The 18583-nt window shown below is 70.4% G+C and carries 16 protein-coding genes and 1 tRNA gene; 7 read left to right on the top strand and 10 right to left on the bottom strand.

What is annotated here, in order from left to right; all coding sequences use genetic code 11:
* The first annotated feature begins 23 nt into the window (after nt 1–23).
* A complete protein-coding gene (locus J8M51_RS44890) occupies nt 24–473 on the top strand; it encodes a hypothetical protein (RefSeq protein ID WP_179203298.1) in 450 nt (149 codons plus the stop codon).
* 404 nt (nt 474–877) lie between these two features.
* On the opposite strand, the gene J8M51_RS44885 is transcribed toward J8M51_RS44890, so the two are convergent.
* Nucleotides 878–2272: a cystathionine beta-synthase gene (locus tag J8M51_RS44885; RefSeq protein WP_086759770.1), complete on the bottom strand. Its 1395-nt coding sequence runs from the start codon at nt 2270–2272 to the stop codon at nt 878–880.
* A 158-nt stretch (nt 2273–2430) separates the two neighbouring features.
* On the opposite strand from J8M51_RS44885, the gene J8M51_RS44880 reads away from it, so the two are divergent.
* Nucleotides 2431–3525, top strand: coding sequence for an SGNH/GDSL hydrolase family protein (locus J8M51_RS44880; protein ID WP_216590936.1), 1095 nt, complete (start codon nt 2431–2433; stop codon nt 3523–3525).
* 274 nt (nt 3526–3799) lie between these two features.
* Here the strand turns inward: J8M51_RS44880 and J8M51_RS44875 are convergent, their stop codons facing one another.
* Nucleotides 3800–4618, bottom strand: coding sequence for an IS5 family transposase (locus J8M51_RS44875; RefSeq protein ID WP_086756328.1), 819 nt, complete (start codon nt 4616–4618; stop codon nt 3800–3802).
* A gap of 215 nt (nt 4619–4833) precedes the next feature.
* On the opposite strand from J8M51_RS44875, the gene J8M51_RS44870 reads away from it, so the two are divergent.
* Nucleotides 4834–6051, top strand: a complete 1218-nt coding sequence (locus J8M51_RS44870) for an acetyl-CoA C-acetyltransferase (protein ID WP_086756327.1) — start codon at nt 4834–4836, stop codon at nt 6049–6051.
* A gap of 258 nt (nt 6052–6309) precedes the next feature.
* Nucleotides 6310–7092 carry a hypothetical protein gene (locus tag J8M51_RS44865; protein ID WP_086756325.1) on the top strand — a complete coding sequence of 261 codons (783 nt, stop codon included), beginning with the start codon at nt 6310–6312 and terminating at the stop codon, nt 7090–7092.
* A 118-nt stretch (nt 7093–7210) separates the two neighbouring features.
* On the opposite strand, the gene J8M51_RS44860 is transcribed toward J8M51_RS44865, so the two are convergent.
* On the bottom strand, nt 7211–7522 hold the full coding sequence (locus J8M51_RS44860) for a hypothetical protein (RefSeq protein WP_179203126.1): 312 nt from the start codon (nt 7520–7522) through the stop codon (nt 7211–7213).
* A gap of 103 nt (nt 7523–7625) precedes the next feature.
* Here J8M51_RS44860 and J8M51_RS44855 point away from each other — a divergent pair, with 103 nt between their 5' ends.
* Nucleotides 7626–7856: a DUF4287 domain-containing protein gene (locus tag J8M51_RS44855; RefSeq protein ID WP_086756323.1), complete on the top strand. Its 231-nt coding sequence runs from the start codon at nt 7626–7628 to the stop codon at nt 7854–7856.
* Between the two features lie 91 nt (nt 7857–7947).
* Here the strand turns inward: J8M51_RS44855 and J8M51_RS44850 are convergent, their stop codons facing one another.
* Nucleotides 7948–8829 (bottom strand): Bax inhibitor-1/YccA family protein, encoded by an 882-nt coding sequence (locus J8M51_RS44850; RefSeq protein ID WP_086756320.1) that lies wholly within the window; start codon nt 8827–8829, stop codon nt 7948–7950.
* Nucleotides 8830–9102: 273 nt separating this feature from the next.
* Nucleotides 9103–9185: transfer RNA gene (locus J8M51_RS44845), tRNA-Leu, on the bottom strand.
* Between the two features lie 421 nt (nt 9186–9606).
* Between J8M51_RS44845 and J8M51_RS44840 the strand changes: the two genes are divergently transcribed.
* Entirely contained in the window at nt 9607–10377 is a 771-nt protein-coding gene (locus tag J8M51_RS44840; protein ID WP_216590625.1) for an ABC transporter ATP-binding protein, read from the top strand.
* A gap of 90 nt (nt 10378–10467) precedes the next feature.
* A complete protein-coding gene (locus tag J8M51_RS44835) occupies nt 10468–13008 on the top strand; it encodes an ABC transporter permease (protein WP_267300059.1) in 2541 nt (846 codons plus the stop codon).
* A 63-nt stretch (nt 13009–13071) separates the two neighbouring features.
* On the opposite strand, the gene J8M51_RS44830 is transcribed toward J8M51_RS44835, so the two are convergent.
* The 5 genes from J8M51_RS44830 to J8M51_RS44810 all read right to left on the bottom strand — a co-directional run bounded on the left by J8M51_RS44830 (nt 13072) and on the right by J8M51_RS44810 (nt 18529).
* Nucleotides 13072–14382, bottom strand: coding sequence for a class I SAM-dependent methyltransferase (locus tag J8M51_RS44830; RefSeq protein ID WP_086760638.1), 1311 nt, complete (start codon nt 14380–14382; stop codon nt 13072–13074).
* Nucleotides 14383–14666: 284 nt separating this feature from the next.
* Nucleotides 14667–16052 (bottom strand): NAD(P)/FAD-dependent oxidoreductase, encoded by a 1386-nt coding sequence (locus tag J8M51_RS44825; protein ID WP_086758149.1) that lies wholly within the window; start codon nt 16050–16052, stop codon nt 14667–14669.
* Nucleotides 16053–16486: 434 nt separating this feature from the next.
* Nucleotides 16487–17428, bottom strand: coding sequence for a Ppx/GppA phosphatase family protein (locus J8M51_RS44820; RefSeq protein ID WP_086758151.1), 942 nt, complete (start codon nt 17426–17428; stop codon nt 16487–16489).
* Nucleotides 17425–17967, bottom strand: coding sequence for a DUF501 domain-containing protein (locus J8M51_RS44815; protein WP_086758152.1), 543 nt, complete (start codon nt 17965–17967; stop codon nt 17425–17427). The genes J8M51_RS44820 and J8M51_RS44815 overlap by 4 nt, the downstream gene beginning before the upstream one ends.
* Nucleotides 17968–18031: 64 nt before the next feature.
* Nucleotides 18032–18529 carry an FtsB family cell division protein gene (locus tag J8M51_RS44810; RefSeq protein ID WP_086758154.1) on the bottom strand — a complete coding sequence of 166 codons (498 nt, stop codon included), beginning with the start codon at nt 18527–18529 and terminating at the stop codon, nt 18032–18034.
* Between the last annotated feature and the right edge of the window lie 54 nt (nt 18530–18583).

Raw genomic sequence — 18583 nt, 5'->3', positions numbered from 1 at the left:
CCCGGCTCCCTACGGTGAACGGTATGACCGGTATGGATGCCCGTGACGCGCAGCTCGCAGACACCGAGCTCAAGAAGGAACTCGCCGCCACCCTGCACGCCCGCAGAGAGCTGGGCGAGGACTACGAGTCCGCGCTCGTCGACTCGTTCCTGGAGAAGGTCGACCAGCGCATCGACGGGGCGGTGGACCGCCGGGTCCGGCGTCAGGTCGCCGAGCAGCAGATGGTGGTGGCCCGTGGCAGCCGCTCCCCCGACAAGTCCACCGACACCTGGGGCGAGCGCTACGGCTTCGGTGTGGTCTCCCTGGTCGTCGCCATCCCGCTCTCCGGTATCGGCGGCGGCGTGGCCGACCTCGCCGGGCTCTTCGTGACCTGGGCGGGCATCGTGGGCGTGAACGTGGCGTGGGCCCTGCGCAACTCGCCCGCCCTGAGCGGGCGCCGGAACAAGGGCGGGGACTCGGACTGGCAGGAGTGACCCGCGCGAGGGGCCCGTACCTCGGGAGGCCGGACCTCGGGGGCCCGGAAAAGATATGCGCGGGGACCGCCGCACCCCCGTGTGACGGGGGGCGGGACGACGGCGGTCCCCGCGAGGGACGCGGGCCGGGTCAGGACCGGGCTGACGCGTCCTTGGCGTCCATGGAGGTCCGGGAGCCGCTCCGGAGGTCCTTGGCGCCGTTTTGGTTGCCGGCCCGGGCGGGGAGCCGCTCCCGCCCTGCCGACACCCATCAATGTGCCGGATCTGTGTTAAGCGGGTGCTGCGCGGACGTGACGCGCTCGTACCACTTCTGCGAAGTCAAACTCCCGACCCGGACAAATCTTCGACGCGAACGGCCCGTCGCGGGAGATTTCCCTCCGGAACCGGCACCCCCGCCTCGTCCCCTACTGCTTGGCGCCGCCCTTGGCGAGGAACGCCAGCAGGTCCTGCCGGCTGACGACACCGGTCGGCTTGCCCTCGACCAGCACGATCGCCGCGTCCGCCGAGCCGAGCACGGACATCAGGTCGCCCACGGGCTCACCGGAGCCGACCTGCGGCAGCGGGGCCGACATGTGCTTCTCCAGCGGGTCGTCGAGCGAGGCGCGCTGGGTGAACAGGGCGTCCAGCAGCTCCCGTTCGACGACGGACCCGACGACCTCGGCGGCCATGACGTCCGGGTGCCCGGCGCCCGGCTTCACGATCGGCATCTGCGAGACGCCGTACTCGCGCAGCACCTCGATCGCCTCACCGACCGTCTCGTCCGGGTGCATGTGGACGAGGGAGGGGATGGCGCCGTGCTCCTTGTGGCTGAGGACGTCGGCGACACGCGCGCTCGGGCCCTCGTCCTCCAGGAAGCCGTAGTCGGCCATCCACTCGTCGTTGAAGATCTTGCTCAGGTACCCGCGCCCGCTGTCGGGCAGCAGGACCACGACCACGTCGTCCGGACCGAGCCGCCCGGCGACCTCCAGCGCGGCGACGACGGCCATGCCGCAGGAGCCGCCCACGAGCAGGCCCTCCTCCTTCGCCAGCCGCCGGGTCATCTGGAAGGAGTCCTTGTCGGACACGGCGACGATCTCGTCGGCGACGGTCCGGTCGTACGCGGTCGGCCAGAAGTCCTCGCCGACGCCCTCGACGAGGTACGGCCGCCCGGACCCGCCGGAGTACACGGACCCCTCGGGGTCGGCACCGATCACCTGGACGCGGCCGTCACTGGCGTCCTTGAGGTACCGGCCGGTGCCGGAGATGGTCCCGCCGGTGCCCACGCCGGCCACGAAGTGGGTGATCCGCCCCTCCGTCTGCTCCCACAGCTCAGGGCCGGTCGAGTGGTAGTGGGAGAGCGGGTTGTTGGGGTTGGAGTACTGGTCCGGCTTCCAGGCGCCGGGCGTCTCGCGGACCAGCCGGTCGGAGACGTTGTAGTACGAGTCGGGGTGCTCGGGGTCGACGGCGGTGGGGCAGACGACCACCTCCGCGCCGTACGCCCTGAGCACGTTGATCTTGTCCGTGCTCACCTTGTCGGGGCACACGAAGATGCACTTGTACCCCTTCTGCTGGGCCACGATGGCGAGGCCCACACCTGTGTTTCCGCTGGTCGGCTCGACGATCGTGCCGCCGGGCTTCAGCTCCCCGCTCTTCTCCGCCGCCTCGATCATGCGCAGCGCGATGCGGTCCTTCACGGAGCCGCCGGGATTGAAGTACTCGACCTTGGCCAGGACGGTTGCCTGGATACCCTCGGTCACGCTGTTGAGCCGCAGCAGCGGGGTGTTGCCGACGAGGCTGATCATCGAGTCGTGGAATTGCACCGTTGTCTCCGGAGCCGCAAAAGGGATGGTCGTAATGTCCCGCCAGCCTAAGCCCCGCCCTCACCCTTCTCCCCCCTGATCACCTCGCACCGGGATTGGCCGAGGGCCGGTACGGGGCAATGAGTGGGTGTACGGGTACGAGGAGGTGGCGGCGACGCATGACGAGCATGTCGAGAGCAAGGGTGGCCCGCCGCATCGCGGCGGGCGCGGCGTACGGCGGTGGCGGCATCGGACTGCTGGGCGCGGCGGCCGTGGGGGTGCTGCTGGCCGAGGTGCGGATGGCCAAGCGGGTCGTGGGCAACGGGCACAGCCCGCACCCGCCGAGCGCGGAGGGCGTGTACGGCCACACGCACGGCAGCCGGTACGGCCGCGCGTACGGCTACGGCTCCTACGGCAGTACGTACGACGTCCCTGACGATCCCCCGCTCCGTCTCGTCATGCTCGGCGACTCCACCGCCGCCGGCCAGGGCGTCCACCGGTCCCGGCAGACCCCGGGCGCGCTGATCGCCTCGGGGCTCGCGGCGGTGGCCGAGCGCCCGGTGCTGCTGCGCAACGTCGCGCTGCCGGGCGCCCAGTCGGACGATCTGGACCGGCAGGTGGCCCTGGTCCTGGAGGATCCGGCCCTGGTCCCCGACGTCTGCGTGATCATGATCGGCGCGAACGACGTGACCCACCGGATGCCGCCGACCCGCTCCGTCCGCCATCTCTCCTCGGCGGTACGGCGGCTGCGGACCGCCGGGGCCGAGGTGGTGGTCGGCACCTGTCCGGACCTGGGCACGATCGAGCTGGTGCAGCAGCCGTTGCGCTGGCTCGCCCGCCGGGCCTCGCGGCAGCTGGCGGCCGCCCAGACGATCGGAACCGTCGAACAGGGCGGCCGTACCGTGTCGCTGGGCGACCTGCTCGGACCCGAGTTCGAACAGAACCCGCGTGAGCTGTTCGGCCCCGACAACTACCACCCCTCGGCGGAGGGGTACGCGACCGCGGCGATGGCCCTGCTGCCGACGGTGTGCGCGGCGCTGGGGCTCTGGCCGGCGGAGGAGGAGCGGCCGGACGTCAGCCGTCGCGAGGGGTTCCTGCCGGTGGCCCGGGCGGCGGCGGAGGCCGCGTCCGAGGCCGGCACCGAGGTGACGGCCGCGATGCCTACGGGGCCGCGTGGCCCCTGGGCCCTCCTCAAGCGGCGCCGGCGGCGCCGGGTGCCGGTGTCGGACCCAGCGCCGGCCGCCGCGGCGGATGCGCAGCCGGGTGCCTCATAGCTCGGGGGTGCGGGTCTCGTCGGCGGGTGCGGGTGGGTGGGGGCTGGTCGCGCAGTTCCCCGCGCCCCTGAAAAGCAGGGGCTGCGCCCCAGGCTTTTCCCCACCCGCCTCTGCCATCTGTCATCTGTCATCTGTCATCTGTCAGGCCCGCGGGGGCCTGGTCTTTCAGGCCCGCAGGAACCTGGTCTTTCAGGGGCGCGGGGAACTGCGCGAGAAGCCCCACCGGCCCCGCGCCCGCCCACGAACCCCGCACCCCCACCCCTTAGGGGTGCTTTCAGAATGCCGGGTGCTTGCGGGCGAGGGTCATGCAGTGGGCGAGCTGGAGGAATGCGTCGTGCATGTCGTCTCTGGTTTCCCAGCGGGTCCGTAGGCGGCGGGGGCCGTGGAGCCAGGCGATGGCGGACTCGGCGACCCACCGGACCTTTCCCAGGCCCGAGCCGTGAGCCTGGCCGCGCCGGGCGATCTTCGGTGTGATGCCGCGCTCGCGCAGACGGCGGCGGTAGGCGTCGTAGTCGTAGCCGCGGTCGGCGTACAGCGTGCGGGGCTTGCGCCGGGGCCGGCCCCGCTTGCCCCGCACCGGCCCAAGGCTGTCGACCAGCGGCAGAAGCTGGGTGACATCGTGACGGTGGCCGCCGGTCAGCGACACCCGCAGCGGAGTGCCGCAGGCGTCGGTCAGCACGTGATGCTTCGAGCCCGGCCGTGCACGGTCAACCGGGCTCGGACCGACTTTTGGGCTGCTTCGCCCCCGCTTGGCCTGCACATGGGAGGCATCGATCGTGGCGCGGGAGAAGTCGAGACGGTCCGCCGCCCGTAACCGGTCCAGCAGCACCCGCTGGAGTTCCTCCCACACCCCCGCCCGCTGCCACTCGGCCAGCCGACGCCAGCAGGTAGGACCCGAACCGAACCCCAACTCCTGCGGCAGGAACTCCCACTGGACACCGGTGTAGAGGACGAACAGCACCCCCTGCAGCGTCTTGCGGTCATCGATCCGCTTGCGCCCCGGATGCCGGAACCGCCGTTCATGCTTCGGCAACAGCGGCTCGATCACCGCCCACAACTCGTCACTGACCTCCCACGGCTTCCGCCGCGCCATGCTCACACCCCACAGAACACGGGATCACCTACACCTCCACCGTGCCACACCACGATCTTTCTGCAAGGACTCCTTAGGCGCCCCACCAAAAAGCAAGCGCTTAGAAAAGTGCGGCCGGAGTCACACCCGCCTTCCCGTGACCCCGCCCATACGTACGGGTAACTTCCCCCACAGCCCTGCTTATCCGTACGCGAACGCATGCCAATGGAGCCGTGATGCCCGAAGCCGTGATCGTCTCAGCCGCCCGCTCCCCCATCGGCCGCGCTTTCAAGGGCTCGCTCAAGGACCTGCGCCCCGACGACCTGACCGCCACCATCGTGGCCGCCGCCCTCGCGAAGGTCCCGGAGCTGGACCCGAGGGACATCGACGACCTGATGCTCGGCTGCGGCCTCCCCGGCGGCGAGCAGGGCCACAACCTGGGCCGTATCGTCGCCGTCCAGCTGGGCATGGACCACCTGCCGGGCTGTACGGTCACCCGCTACTGCTCCTCCTCGCTCCAGACCTCCCGCATGGCGCTGCACGCCATCAAGGCCGGCGAGGGCGACGTCTTCATCTCGGCCGGCGTCGAGGTCGTCAGCAGCACCGCGCGCGGCACGAGCGACATCCCCACCGCCCGCAACCCCCTCTTCGCCGAGGCCCAGGCCCGCACGGAGACCGTCTCGAAGTCGGTCGGCGCCTCCTGGCACGACCCGCGCGAGGACGGCCTGCTCCCCGACCCGTACATCGCGATGGGGCAGACCGCCGAGAACCTGGCCCGCCAGTGGGGTGTGACCCGCGAGGACATGGACGAGTTCGGCGTCCGCTCGCAGAACCTCGCCGAGGAGGCCATCAAGAAGGGCTTCTGGGAGCGCGAGATCACCCCGGTGACGCTGCCCGACGGCACGGTCGTCGCCAAGGACGACGGCCCGCGCGCCGGCGTCACCCTGGAGGCCGTGCAGGGCCTGAAGCCGGTCTTCCGCGAGGACGGCCTGGTCACCGCCGGCAACTGCTGCCCGCTGAACGACGGCGCCGCCGCCCTGGTCATCATGTCCGACACCAAGGCGCGGGACCTCGGGCTCACCCCGCTCGCCCGGATCGTCTCCACCGGCGTCTCCGGTCTCTCCCCCGAGATCATGGGCTACGGCCCGGTGGAGGCGTCGAAGCAGGCGCTGTCCCGCGCGGGTCTCACCGTCGGCGACATCGACCTGTTCGAGATCAACGAGGCCTTCGCCGCCCAGGTGATCCCCTCCTACCGCGACCTGGACATCCCGCTGGACAAGCTGAACGTGAACGGCGGCGCCATCGCCGTCGGCCACCCCTTCGGCATGACCGGCGCCCGTATCACCGGCACGCTCATCAACTCCCTCCAGTTCCACGACAAGCAGTTCGGCCTGGAGACGATGTGCGTCGGCGGTGGCCAGGGCATGGCCATGGTCATCGAACGCCTCAGCTGACCGGGAGCGGGAGACGGCCCGGAATCCCCCGATTCCACGGGGCTCCGGGCCGTTTTGTGATCCAATCTCCCCCAGGATGTGACCTATCTCCCTCCGGAGAGGGATTTACGCAGGTCAGAGCCGTTTCAGCACCAAACATCGGGGCAAAGAAACTGCCCGATTCGTGACGTTACGCACTGACAGCTGGTTAGTCCGCCCTTCAAGCTGATGTAGGAAGTCGGGGGTCGACTTTGAACCGGGAGTACGTCAGTGAGCGCTATGCCGATCGCCTTGCTGCTCACCACGGCCGCCACCGCCGCCGTGGGCGTCGCCGTCCTGCGCACCCTCGCGGGGCTGCGCCGACAGGTCGCTGCCTTGCGCACCGAGCTGGCCGAGAGCCGGACCGCCGGGGTGCGCGCCCCGGTACCGGCCGCCCGGCCGGCCGCCGACACCGAGGAGATACGCGCCGCCGTCGCCGAGGCGCTGGCCGAGGAGCGGGAGCGCGAGCTGGCCGAGGCGCGGGCCTTCTGGGCCGCCCAGGAGTCGCGTGACGTCTCCGACGCTCCCTCGCTGCTGGGTCTGCCCGAGAGCGATCTGTTCCTGCCCCGGCAGTCCGATTTCGCGGGTCTGGAGCACCTGGAGCCGGTGATCGAGCCGAGCCTGGAGGGCGATGAGTTCGCCGGGGACTCCGCGGAGCTGGCCGCGGCCCGCCGCCGCCACCCCTCGCACCCCGATTTCGTACCGGTGCAGTCACCTGTCACCAACGACCACGAGCGCACGGTCGCCTGCCTGGAGGACCTCGCCGCGTCCCGCACCGAGCTGGCCGACGTCCGCCCCGGCCCCCTCGGCACCCTCGACGTCTACGTCTTCGCCGACGGCACCACGCTCTGTATGACCCCCGGCCACCGCGAGACCGCCGAACGCCTCGCCACGGCTCTCCAGACCGGTGACGTCCCGGTCCTCCTGGGCGGCTCGGGCATATCCGGCGCCTACACCCTCACCTTCGAGTGCGGCGACGACATGGTCTACATCCTGGCGGACCGCGTCATCGCGTCGTTGTAGGGCCGATACGGCAAGGGCCGGCCGCGCCCTGAAGGGGCGCGGGGAACTGCGCGAGAACCCCCACCGGACCCGCACCCGCCAATGAACCAGGCACCCCCGAGCTACTGGGCGCCCGATCTCACACCCCGGCCCGCCGCTGAGCCTCCTCCACCAGCGCCACCGCCTCGGCCAGCGCGGCCTCATCGGCCAAGACCAGCGCGAGATCGTTCCCGGCGACCGTCACCTGATCCGCCGCCGCGAACATCCCCACGTCCGGCATCTCGTGAACAGGCCCCCCGGGCACCTCCAGCCGCTGCGCCCGCGTCACCATCTCCCTGGCCAGCGCCAGCGCCTCCGCGGCGGCGCCCCGCTGCAGCCGGCTCTGCGGGGCGGCCCGCAACCGGTCGGCGAAATGATCCACGGCACGGGTCAACGGCGTCGTATCAAGCACGCCGCGAGAGTACGCGCCTCCACCGGACTGTTGCCAACAGGCCGCCACTCAGGCAACGTGACCTGAAGGACCGGCTTACATTCCCTTTCGTCCGGAGGCGCCGATGTCCCAAGTCTTCTCCGAGGAGACCCACCGCAACCTGCTCGCCCGCATCCCCCATTGCACCGGTCGTGAGATCTCCGACTGGCTCCGCAAAGTCGACGACGGCCCCGCTCTCCCCAACTTCGAGGAGAAGGTCAGCTGGCTCCGGCACGAGTACGACCTCGCGTACGGACACGCCAAAGCGATCGTTCACGAGTACGACCTGAGGAGGGCCGCGCGGAAGCTCCGTTGAAGCCGCCGAGAACCTACGAAGGGCCCCCGAACCTCGCGGTTCGGGGGCCCTTCAACACTCACTCACCGGTCCCGTGGGACCGGCCGGCGTCCTAGTCGTCGCCGCTGAAGATGGCGACCAGACGGAGCATCTCGACGTAGATCCACACGAGGGTCATGGTCAGACCGAACGCGGCCAGCCAGGCCTCGTCGCGCGGGGCGCCGTAGGCGATGCCGTCCTCGATCTGCTTGAAGTCGAGGGTCAGGAAGAACGCGCCGAGCAGGATCGCGAGGATGCCGACGATCGCGCCGAGCGGGCCCATGCTGCGCAGTCCGCCGTCGGGGGCGACCCCGAAGACGACGAGGAGCAGGTTGACCGCCATGACGAGGATGAAGGCGATCGCGATGGTCATACCGATGCGGGCGTACCGCGCGGTGACCCGGATCCAGCCCGCCTTGTAGACCAGGAGGGTGGCGCCGGAGACGGCCATGGTGCCGAGGACCGCCTGGAAGGGCGCGCCGGACCACCGCGAGTTGAACATCTCGCTGAGCACGCCGAGGAAGACACCCTCGAAGGCCGCGTACGTCAGGATCAGCGCGGGTGAGGCCTTGCGCTTGAAGGACTGCACCATCGCCAGGACGAAGGCGATGAGCGCGGCGCCGATGGCCAGGCCGTAGCTCGTGGGCGACACCGGCAGGAGGGCCCAGGCGAGGGCCGCGCCGACGACGACCGTACCGAGCGTCATGGCCGAGCGCAGGACGACGTCGTCCATGGTCATGGCGCCCGTGCGGGCCGGAGCCTGCGGCGGGACGCCGTGCTGCGCGTCCTGCTGGGCGTACGGGTTCGTCGCGTACGGGTTGCCGCCCTGCTGGGCGTAGGGGTTGCCCTGGGTGCCGACAGCTGCTCCCCCGGCCTGCGGCGCGGTGTTGAAGCCCGCGTAGCCGTTGTCGCGGCTGAACCCCCGTCGCGAGAAGACCGGGTTGCTGCTCCTCATTTCACTCCTCCATGGCCACCCTGCGTGGCCTTGGCTCAAGAGTAATAGGTAGGCAAAGGATTGACTCTACTGCCTGGGGAGGATCTTTCCCTGACGGATCTTTCCCTGCCATGTCACCGAACACGCTACGCGTCTCCGTGATTCCCCGTCCCATCCCCCTCAACCCATGACCAACCCGGTACCGACCCGCGATCGTCCGGAGATCAACCACTCCGGGTCGCACGAGGGAGGGTTGTGAGGGTATGGGGAGAAACATGCATGTTTGGTCGGAGGTGCCCGGAACCGGACTTGAACCGGTACGCCCGCGAGGGGCAGCGAGGTTTAAGCTCGCCGTGTCTGCATTCCACCATCCGGGCAGGCCATGGGCTCCGCAATGAGGTCCCGAGCCTATCGGGGCGCTTCCCCCGAACAGTCGAAGCACGGACCGATGTTGTCTTATTTTATTGACGTCTGAGGGTGCATCAGCCCACGGAACACGCCATCCGCACTTGCCAGTAGCCTTTCGGACGGCTCGACCGGGCGTGTGCGGAATGACGGAATTTCACCGCCCGAACGAGCGCCCACACCGGACCCACACGCGGTGACGCGGTGACTCGTGTCGGTGATGACCCCCCGCGGCGGGTCGGACTCCCCCGTCATCCCCAGGTATGACGCGACGCCCCCCGGTCCGTCAGAAGTCTGCCCCCGGAACCGGAACAGCGGCTGACTACACGGCGCCCCCGCGTCGCGACGATGGAGGCATAGCAAACGCCGTCGCCCCGCTAGGAGTTCCCACCCGTGACCACCACTCCCCTCGCCGACCGGGCCACCGCCGTGGCCGCCCGCGCCACGGAACTGTCGAAGGTCTACGGACAGGGCGAGACCCGGGTGGTCGCGCTGGACCAGGTCTCCGTCGACTTCCGGCAGGCCCAGTTCACCGCGATCATGGGCCCCTCGGGGTCCGGCAAGTCCACGCTGATGCACTGCGTCGCGGGTCTGGACACCTTCTCCTCGGGCTCCGTCCGTATCGGCGACACCGAGCTGGGGTCCCTGAAGGACAAGCAGCTCACCAAGCTCCGCCGCGACAAGATCGGCTTCATCTTCCAGGCGTTCAACCTGCTGCCGACCCTCACGGCACTGGAGAACATCACCCTCCCGATGGACATCGCGGGCCGTAAGCCCGACAAGCAGTGGCTGGACACGGTGATCGGGATGGTGGGACTCGCCGACCGGCTCGGCCACCGGCCCGCCCAGCTCTCCGGCGGCCAGCAGCAGCGCGTGGCCGTGGCGCGGGCGCTCGCCTCCCGGCCGGACATCGTCTTCGGCGACGAGCCGACCGGAAACCTGGACTCCCGTTCGGGCGCCGAGGTGCTGGGCTTCCTGCGCAACTCCGTACGGGAGTTGGGGCAGACCGTGGTGATGGTGACGCACGACCCGGTGGCCGCGGCCTACGCGGACCGGGTCGTCTTCCTCGCCGACGGACGGATCGTGGACGAGATCCACGAGCCGACGGCCGACTCCGTCCTGGACCGCATGAAGAGGTTCGACACCAAGGGGCGTACGAGCTAGGGCGGTTCGCCCCCGAGGCGCCCGCCGCCCCGACGCGCCCGTCCGCACCACCCCCAACTCCCACCCCGACCCCGAAACAGGGACCCCTTCATGTTCCGTACCGCCCTGCGCAACGTGCTCTCGCACAAGGCCAGGCTGCTCATGACCGTGCTCGCGGTGATGCTCGGCGTCGCCTTCGTGTCGGGCACGCTGGTCTTCACCAACACCATCTCGGACGCGCTCCAGAAGAGTTCGGCCAAGGGCTTCGACCACGTGGACGTCTCCATCGGGCCGGGGTACCGCCCGAACGAGGGCGACACCGTGGCGGAGCAGCCGAAGCTGACGCCCGAGGTGCTGAAGAAGGTCGAGAGCGCGCCCGGCGCCGAGTCGGCGATCGGTGTGGTGAGCGGGTTCACCGCCCTCGCCGACAAGAACGGCAAGCTGATCGGCGGCGGATTCCAGTCGCAGGGCGGCAACTTCTGGGGGAAGGACGACCCCCGGTACCCGATCCGGGACGGCGGTCGCGCGCCCGAGGGCGCCGACGAGATCGCCATCGACGCGAAGACCGCGAGCCGCGCCGGGTACAAGGTGGGCGACACCGTCCGGATGTCCGTCGACGGCCCGGTCCTCACCCCCACCGTCAGCGGGATCTTCACCACGGACGACGGCAATGTCGCGGCCGGCGGCAGCCTCGCCCTGTTCGACACGGCGACCGCGCAGAAGCTCTTCCACAGTGACGGCGAGTACGACGAGATCGCCGTGACGGCGGCGCCCGGCACCAGCCAGGCCCAGTTGCGGCAGGCCATCGACCGGATCCTGCCCGAGGACACCGCGTCCACGATCACCGGGCAGCAGCTCGCCGACCAGCAGGCCACGCAGATCGCCGCCGAGATGAGCGGTCTGAAGAACGGACTGCTGGTCTTCGCCGGCATCGCCCTGTTCGTGGGCACGTTCATCATCGCCAACACCTTCACGATGCTCGTCGCCCAGCGCACCAAGGAGCTGGCGCTGCTGCGCGCGGTCGGTGCCTCCCGCCGTCAGGTGACGCGGTCCGTGCTGATCGAGGCGCTCGTGGTGGGTCTGGTCGCCGCGGTCACCGGTCTGGCCGCCGGTGTCGGCATCGGCGCCGGGATGCGGGCCCTGATCGGCACCCTCGGCGAGACCGTCCCCGAGGGCCCGCTGGTGGTCTCCCCCGGCACGGTCGCCACCGCCCTGCTGGTCGGCGTGCTGATCACCATGCTGGCCGCCTGGCTGCCGGGCCGCCGCGCGGCGAAGATCCCGCCGGTCGCCGCGATGAGCAGCGTCCACGCGAAGGCCACGGCCAAGTCGCTCGTCGTACGGAACACGATCGGCGCGCTGTTCTCCGGCGCGGGTGTCGCCACCGTCCTGTACGCCACCACGATGGACGGCTCGGACGGTCAGGCCCCGATGGGCTTCGGCGCGGTCCTGCTGATCATCGGCGTCTTCGTCCTCACCCCGCTCCTCTCCCGCCCGATGATCGCGGCGGCTGCGCCCCTGATGCGCGTCTTCGGGATCTCCGGCAAGCTCGCCCGGCAGAACTCGGTGCGCAACCCGCGCCGTACCGCCGCGACCGCCTCGGCGCTGATGATCGGTCTGACGCTGATCACCGGTATGACGGTGATGGCGGGCAGCCTGCAGCAGTCCATCGCCAAAATGGCCGCCGACGCGATCAAGGCCGACTACGTCGTCTCGATGGCCAACGGCAACTTCCTCTCCCCCGATGTGGAGAAGAAGCTCTCCACCACCGAGGGCGTCACCGCCGTCTCCCCGCTGCGCAACGCGGAGTCCCGGATCGGCGACGAGACCGAGTACCTCACCGGCGTCAACGGCTCGGCCATCGGCAAGCTCACCGACTTCCCCATCGACAGCGGCACGTTCAAGGTGGACGGCTCGGACGTCGTCGTGGACGCGGAGACCGCCGACCGGCGCGGCTGGAAGGCCGGTTCGGAGTTCACCGCCGCGTTCGAGGGCGGGGAGAAGCAGAAGCTGACGGTCGCCGGGGTCTACCAGAGCAACGAACTGATGCGGGGCATCCTCCTGGACAACGCCACGCTCACCGGGCGGCTGCCGGCCGCCGCCGCCCCGGCCGACATGATGGTCATGGTGAAGACCTCGGCCGGTGCCTCCGACGCCACCAAGGACCGGCTGGAGAAGGCCCTCGGCGAGAACCCGGCGATCAAGGTCCAGAGCGGGCAGGACCTCTCCGACGACATCGCGAAGATGTTCACGCTGATGCTGAACATGCTGTACGGCCTGCTGGCCATGGCCGTGATCGTCGCCGTCCTCGGGGTCATCAACACCCTGGCCATGTCGGTGTTCGAGCGGTCGCAGGAGATCGGCATGCTCCGCGCGATCGGCCTCGACCGGCGCGGCATCAAGCGGATGGTCCGGCTGGAGTCCCTGGTCATCTCGCTCTTCGGCGGAGTCCTCGGCATCGGCCTCGGCGTCTTCTTCGGCTGGGCCGCCGGCGAGCTCGTCGCCAGCCGTATGCCGACCTACGAACTGGTCATCCCCTGGGCCCGGATGGCCGTGTTCCTGCTGCTCGCCGCCACGGTCGGCATCCTGGCCGCGCTGTGGCCGGCCCGCCGCGCGGCGAAGCTGAACATGCTGGCGGCGATCAAGTCGGAGTAGCCGCGGGCGCATCGGCGTACGTACGGGGGCGTGTGCATGCCGCACACGCCCCCGTACGGGCGTTCAGGCCCCCCGGGTCCCCCAGGTCCGGGCCCTGAGCGGGAGGCCCGACGCGCCCCCTTCCGGGGGCCGTACGGCCAGGACCTGGTTGACGCCCAGGTGGTTGCGTTCGAAGCCGAGGGCGGAGGCGGCCATGTAGAGGCGCCAGACGCGGGCGCGGCCGGGTCCGGCCAGGGCGACCGCCTCGGCCCACCGGGCTTCCAGGCGGGTGACCCAGGCGCGCAGGGTGAGGGCGTAGTGCTCGCGCAGGGACTCCACGTCACGGACCTCGAACCCGGCGCGTTCGAGCTGGGTGACGGTGGTGCCGACCGGGGCGAGTTCGCCGTCCGGGAAGACGTACGCGTCGATGAAGCCGTCGACGGAGTACGTGCTCTCGTCGCGCTGCGGGCGCCGGGAGATCTGGTGGTTGAGCAGCCGTCCGCCGGGGGCGAGCAGCCGGTACAGGTCCTCGGCGTACGCCAGGTACCTGTCGGCGCCGACGTGTTCGGCCATACCGATGGAGGAGATCGCGTCGTAGGGCCCGTCGGTGACGTCTCGGTAGTCCTGGACGCGGATCTCGACGCGGTCGGTCAGGCCCTCCTCGGCGACGCGTTTACGGGCGTACGCGGCCTGCTCCTGGGAGAGGGTCACGCCGACGACGCGGACGCCGTACTCCCGGGCGGCGTGCACGGCCATGGAGCCCCAGCCGCAGCCGACGTCGAGGAGCCGGGTGCCCGGGGCCAGACCCAGTTTCCGGCAGACGAGGTCGAGCTTGTCGTGCTGGGCGGCTTCGAGCGTGGCGGTGCCGTCGGCGGCCGGCCAGTAGGCGCAGGAGTACACCATCGACGGGCCGAGGACCAGCTCGTAGAAGTCGTTGCCCACGTCGTAGTGGTGGCTGACGGCCCGTCTGTCGGTGCGCCGGGTGTGCCGATGGCGGCTGCGGACCTCCTCGCGGGGCGGTTCGGGCGGGACGAGGACGGCGGGCCCGGCCAGCTTCAGCAGCTCCTTGACGGCCGCCCGCGCCTCCGGCTCGCGCAGGGCGTCGGTGAGGCTCCGGGCGTCCTCGTCCCGCTCCCACACATGGCCGGCCATCAGGTCCAGTACGGCGTACAGGTCCCCCTCGACGCCGAGGTCACCGGCGACCCAGGCACGGGCGAGGCCCAGCTCGCCGGGCTTCCAGAGCAGCCGGCGCAGGGCCCTGCGGTTCCGTACCACCAGGGCGGGGGCCTCCGGCGGGCCGGCCGTCGATCCGTCCCAGGCCCGCAGCCGGACCGGGAGCGGGGCCCCCGACACCTGCTCGAACAGGGTCTTCAGCCGCGACGCGGCGTCCTGCATGGCGCACACCTCCGTGACAAGAGATCCCGGAATGTCCAACGCCAAACGTAAACATGTGCGGGTGCCTGTCGTAGTCCCGCTGCGGGGTGTGTTGTCCGGGTGCGGGCGGGGCGGGCTGAGAAGCACGGGGCGCAGCCCCTGCTTCTCAGGGGCGCGGGGAACTGCGCGAGAAGCCCCACCGGACGCGCACCCGCCGAAGAACCCGCACCCCCGAGTTCTCCCGCGCACACCGAAGGGCCCCCCGCACCACGGATGGCGGGAGGCCCTTCGGATGGATCAGCGGGTCAGGAGGCCTTGGCCTTCTCTTCGGTCTTGGCCGGAGCGGCAGCGACCGGCGCCGGCTTCGCCGCCTCGTAGAACTCCTCGCGGGGAGTCTCGATGGCGCCGAGGGAGACGACCTCGCGCTTGAGGAACATCGCGAGCGTCCAGTCCGCGAAGACGCGGATCTTGCGGTTCCAGGTCGGCATGGCCAGACCGTGGTAGCCACGGTGCATGTACCAGGCCAGACGGCCCTTGAGCTTGATCTTCATCTTGCCCATGACGATCATCGCGACGCCCTTGTGGAGGCCGAGGCCCGCCACCGCACCCTTGTTGGAGTGCGCGTACTCCTTCTGCGGGAAGCCCCGCATGCCGGAGACCACGTTGTCGCCGAGGACCTTGGCCTGACGCAGCGCGTGCTGCGCGTTCGGCGGGCACCAGGCGTTCTCGACGCCGGCCTTGCGGGCGGCGACGTCCGGGACCTGGGCGTTGTCGCCGGCGGCCCAGATGTAGTCGGTGCCGGTGACCTGGAGGGTCGGCGAGGCGTCCACGTGACCGCGGGGGCCGAGCGGGAGGCCGTAGCGGGAGAGGACCGGGTTGGGCTTGACGCCGGCGGTCCAGACGATCGTGTTGGAGTCGACCTCCAACCCGTTCTTCAGCACGACGTGGCCGTCGACGCAGGAGTCCATCGAGGTGTTGAGGTAGACCTCGACCCCACGGCCCTCCAGGTGCTCCTTGCCGTAGCTGCCGAGCTTCGGGCCGACCTCGGGGAGGATCTTGTCGGCGGCGTCGACGAGCACGAAGCGCATGTCCTCACGGGACACGTTCTTGTAGTACTTCGCGGCGTCGCGCGCCATGTCCTCGACCTCGCCGATCGTCTCGGCGCCGGCGAAGCCACCGCCCACGAAGACGAAGGTCAACGCCTTGCGGCGGACGTCCTCGTCGGTCGTGGAGTCGGCCTTGTCGAGCTGTTCGAGGACGTGGTTGCGCAGGCCGATGGCCTCCTCGATGCCCTTCATACCGATGCCCTGTTCGGCGAGGCCGGGGATCGGGAAGGTGCGGGAGACCGCGCCGAGCGCGATCACCAGGTAGTCGAAGGGCAGCTCGTACGCCTCGCCGACCAGCGGGGCGATCGTGGCGACCTTCCGGTCCTGGTCGATGGTGGTGACCCGACCGGTGAGGACCTCCGCCTTCGGCAGCACGCGTCGCAGCGGGACGACGACATGCCGGGGGGAGATGCTGCCGGCGGCGGCTTCGGGGAGGAAGGGCTGGTAGGTCATGTACGACCGGGGGTCGACGACCGTGACGGTCGCCTCGCCGTAGCGCATCTTCTTGAGGATGCGCCGAGCTGCGTACAGGCCTACGTACCCACCGCCTACTACGAGGATCCTGGGACGCTCCGTGGTGCTCATGCCATCGAGTATGTACCCGCCATACGGGGGTCGCTCGTGCGCCCCTTCACAAGCTTCCCCACCCCCTCTGCTACACTGCGCGACCCCCTTGGGCGAGGGCCCGCTCCACCAGGGGACCGGCCGGGGGGTTTGACCGTTGTCAAGGGCGCGTGAACTGCCGTTCCGGCCTCTCGAAGGCTCTGGACCACCCTTCGGTTTCACACGGACGAGACCCCCGCGAAAGCCCGCCGGGGACGCCCTGTTGACCCCCCGGAGCCCCGGAACCCTCCGTGAAGCCTCAAAACATCGCTCAACAGGGGCGATTCTCTTGTGAAGAACTTCACGAAGTTTCTCGGCGCCGGGTCCGCGAGAGGTGCCGGAGCACCCCTCGGGCGCGCTCATACGTTATCCGCACAGCTCAAGCGAGGCTACCGGCGAGTAGTAAATTCTCGGTCTCAGGTCAGGGACCAGGCGATCCCGTCGAGGATGTCGTGCTCGCTCACCACGACCTCCGCCGCCCCGATCCGCTCCATGATCGACAGGAGCACCAGGGCACCGGCGGCGATCACGTCCACCCGGCCCGGATGCATCGACGGGACCGCCGCCCGCTCGGCGTGCGTGGACCGCAGCAGCCACTCGGTGATCTCGCGGACCCGGTCGTGGGAGATCCGGGAGTGGTGGATCGCGACCGAGTCGTACGCGGGCAGGTCCTGGGCGATCGAGGACAGGGTGGTGACCGATCCGGCGAGCCCGACCAGGGTGTGCGCCTCGCCCAGCGGCACGCTCCGCTCGGCGAGGTCGAGCGCGGCCTCGATGTCGGCGCGGATCGCGGCGATCTGCTCCGGCGCGGGCGGGTCGACGACCACGCCGTCCCGGACGAGATGCCGCTCGGTCAGCCGGACGCAGCCGATGTCCACGGACCGGGCGCCGCGCACCCGGTCGTCGCCGACGACGAACTCGGTGGAGCCGCCGCCGATGTCCACGACCAGATACGGCCGGGCGAGGTCGGTGCGGCCCGTCAGCTCCTTGGTGGCACCGGTGAAGGAGAACGCCGCCTCCTGGTCACCGGAGATCACCTCCGGCTCGACGCCCAGGATCTCGAACACCCCGCGCACGAAGTCGTCCCGGTTCTCGGCGTCACGGGAGGCGGAGGTGGCCACGAAACGGACCCGCTCGGCACCCAGCTCCTTGATGACGGCCGCGTACTCCCGGCAGGCCGCGAAGGTCCGCTCCAGCGCCTCGGGGGCCAGCCGTCCCGTACGGTCGACGCCCTGGCCGAGCCGGACGATGGTCATCCGCCGGTCCAGTTCGAGGAGTTCACCGGTCGCGGGGTCGGCGTCGGCGACGAGGAGCCGGATGGAGTTCGTACCGCAGTCGACGGCGGCGACCCGGGTCACGCGTCCTCCCCCTGCGCGGACTCCGCCGCCGGCACCACGCACGGGCCCTTGGCCCACCACTCCGGCAGCATCGCGATCGCCTCGTCGCCCAGCGGGTTGACGCCGGGACCGGCGGCCAGCGAGTGGCCGACGAGGACGTGCAGGCACTTCACCCGGTCCGGCATGCCGCCCGCGCTCGGGAAGCCCTCCAGGACCTCGATCTCGTCGCGGCGGGCGATGTAGTCCTCGTGCGCGGCCCGGTAGGCGGCGGCCAGTTCGGGGTCGGTCGCCAGGCGTTCCGTCATCTCCTTCATCACGCCGTTCGCCTCCAGCGTGCCGATCGCGGAGGCCGCGCGGGGGCACGTCAGGTAGTACGTCGTGGGGAAGGGCGTACCGTCCGGCAGGCGCGGCGCGGTCTCGACGACGTCCGGCTGTCCGCAGGGGCAGCGGTGCGCGATCGCGCGCAGGCCGCGCGGCGGGCGGCCCAACTGCTGCTGGAACGCCTCGACATCGGCGTCGGTCGGCTCGGTGCGCGGGGTGGGCGGCGGAGGGGTCTGCATAACCTGCTACTCAAGTCCTCGGTGTGGCTCAGCGGTTCATCGGTTCACGGTCACGGGGTGACGATCACGGGGTGACCGTTCGGCTGTCGGCGGCGTCGGCCTTGTCGACCCCGTCCCAGACATTGGTGTACCAGGGGCGGTCGGCCGCTCCCTGCGTCGTACGGGACTGCTTCGCCGCGTCCGGGTCGATCATGGTGTAGCCGGTCTCGCCCGGCATCACATAGTGCAGCCGCTCCCGGATGCGCTGCTCGGCGTACGCGTCGTCCTGCCAGCGCGCCTTGAGGTCGCGCAACTCCTCGACCCGCTCGCGCGCCTCCTGGCGCTGTTTCCGCGTGTCGGCGATCTCGGCGCGCTGGGAGACGTACTGCCTTATGGGATAGGCGAGCGCCACGATCATCGAGCAGAGGACGAGGGCGAGGAGCGCGGCCCGGCCGGTCAGCCGGGAGCGCCGGACCTGGCGCTTGGCCTGGGAGCGGTAGACCCGCGCGGCCGTCTGCTCACCGAGCACCTTCAGCCGGGTCGCGGTGGAGAAACGGTCCCGGTCCCGGTCCTTCACGGCCATGTCCCGCTTCCCCTTCTTCTGCTGCCTTCTGCTGCTGCCTTCTTCCGCGTGTAC

The sequence above is a fragment of the Streptomyces griseiscabiei genome, from assembly GCF_020010925.1.
In the GTDB taxonomy this organism is placed as follows: domain Bacteria; phylum Actinomycetota; class Actinomycetes; order Streptomycetales; family Streptomycetaceae; genus Streptomyces; species Streptomyces griseiscabiei.
The sequence above is the reverse complement of the archived record's forward strand: the minus strand, read 5'-3'. Positions and strand labels throughout refer to the sequence as shown.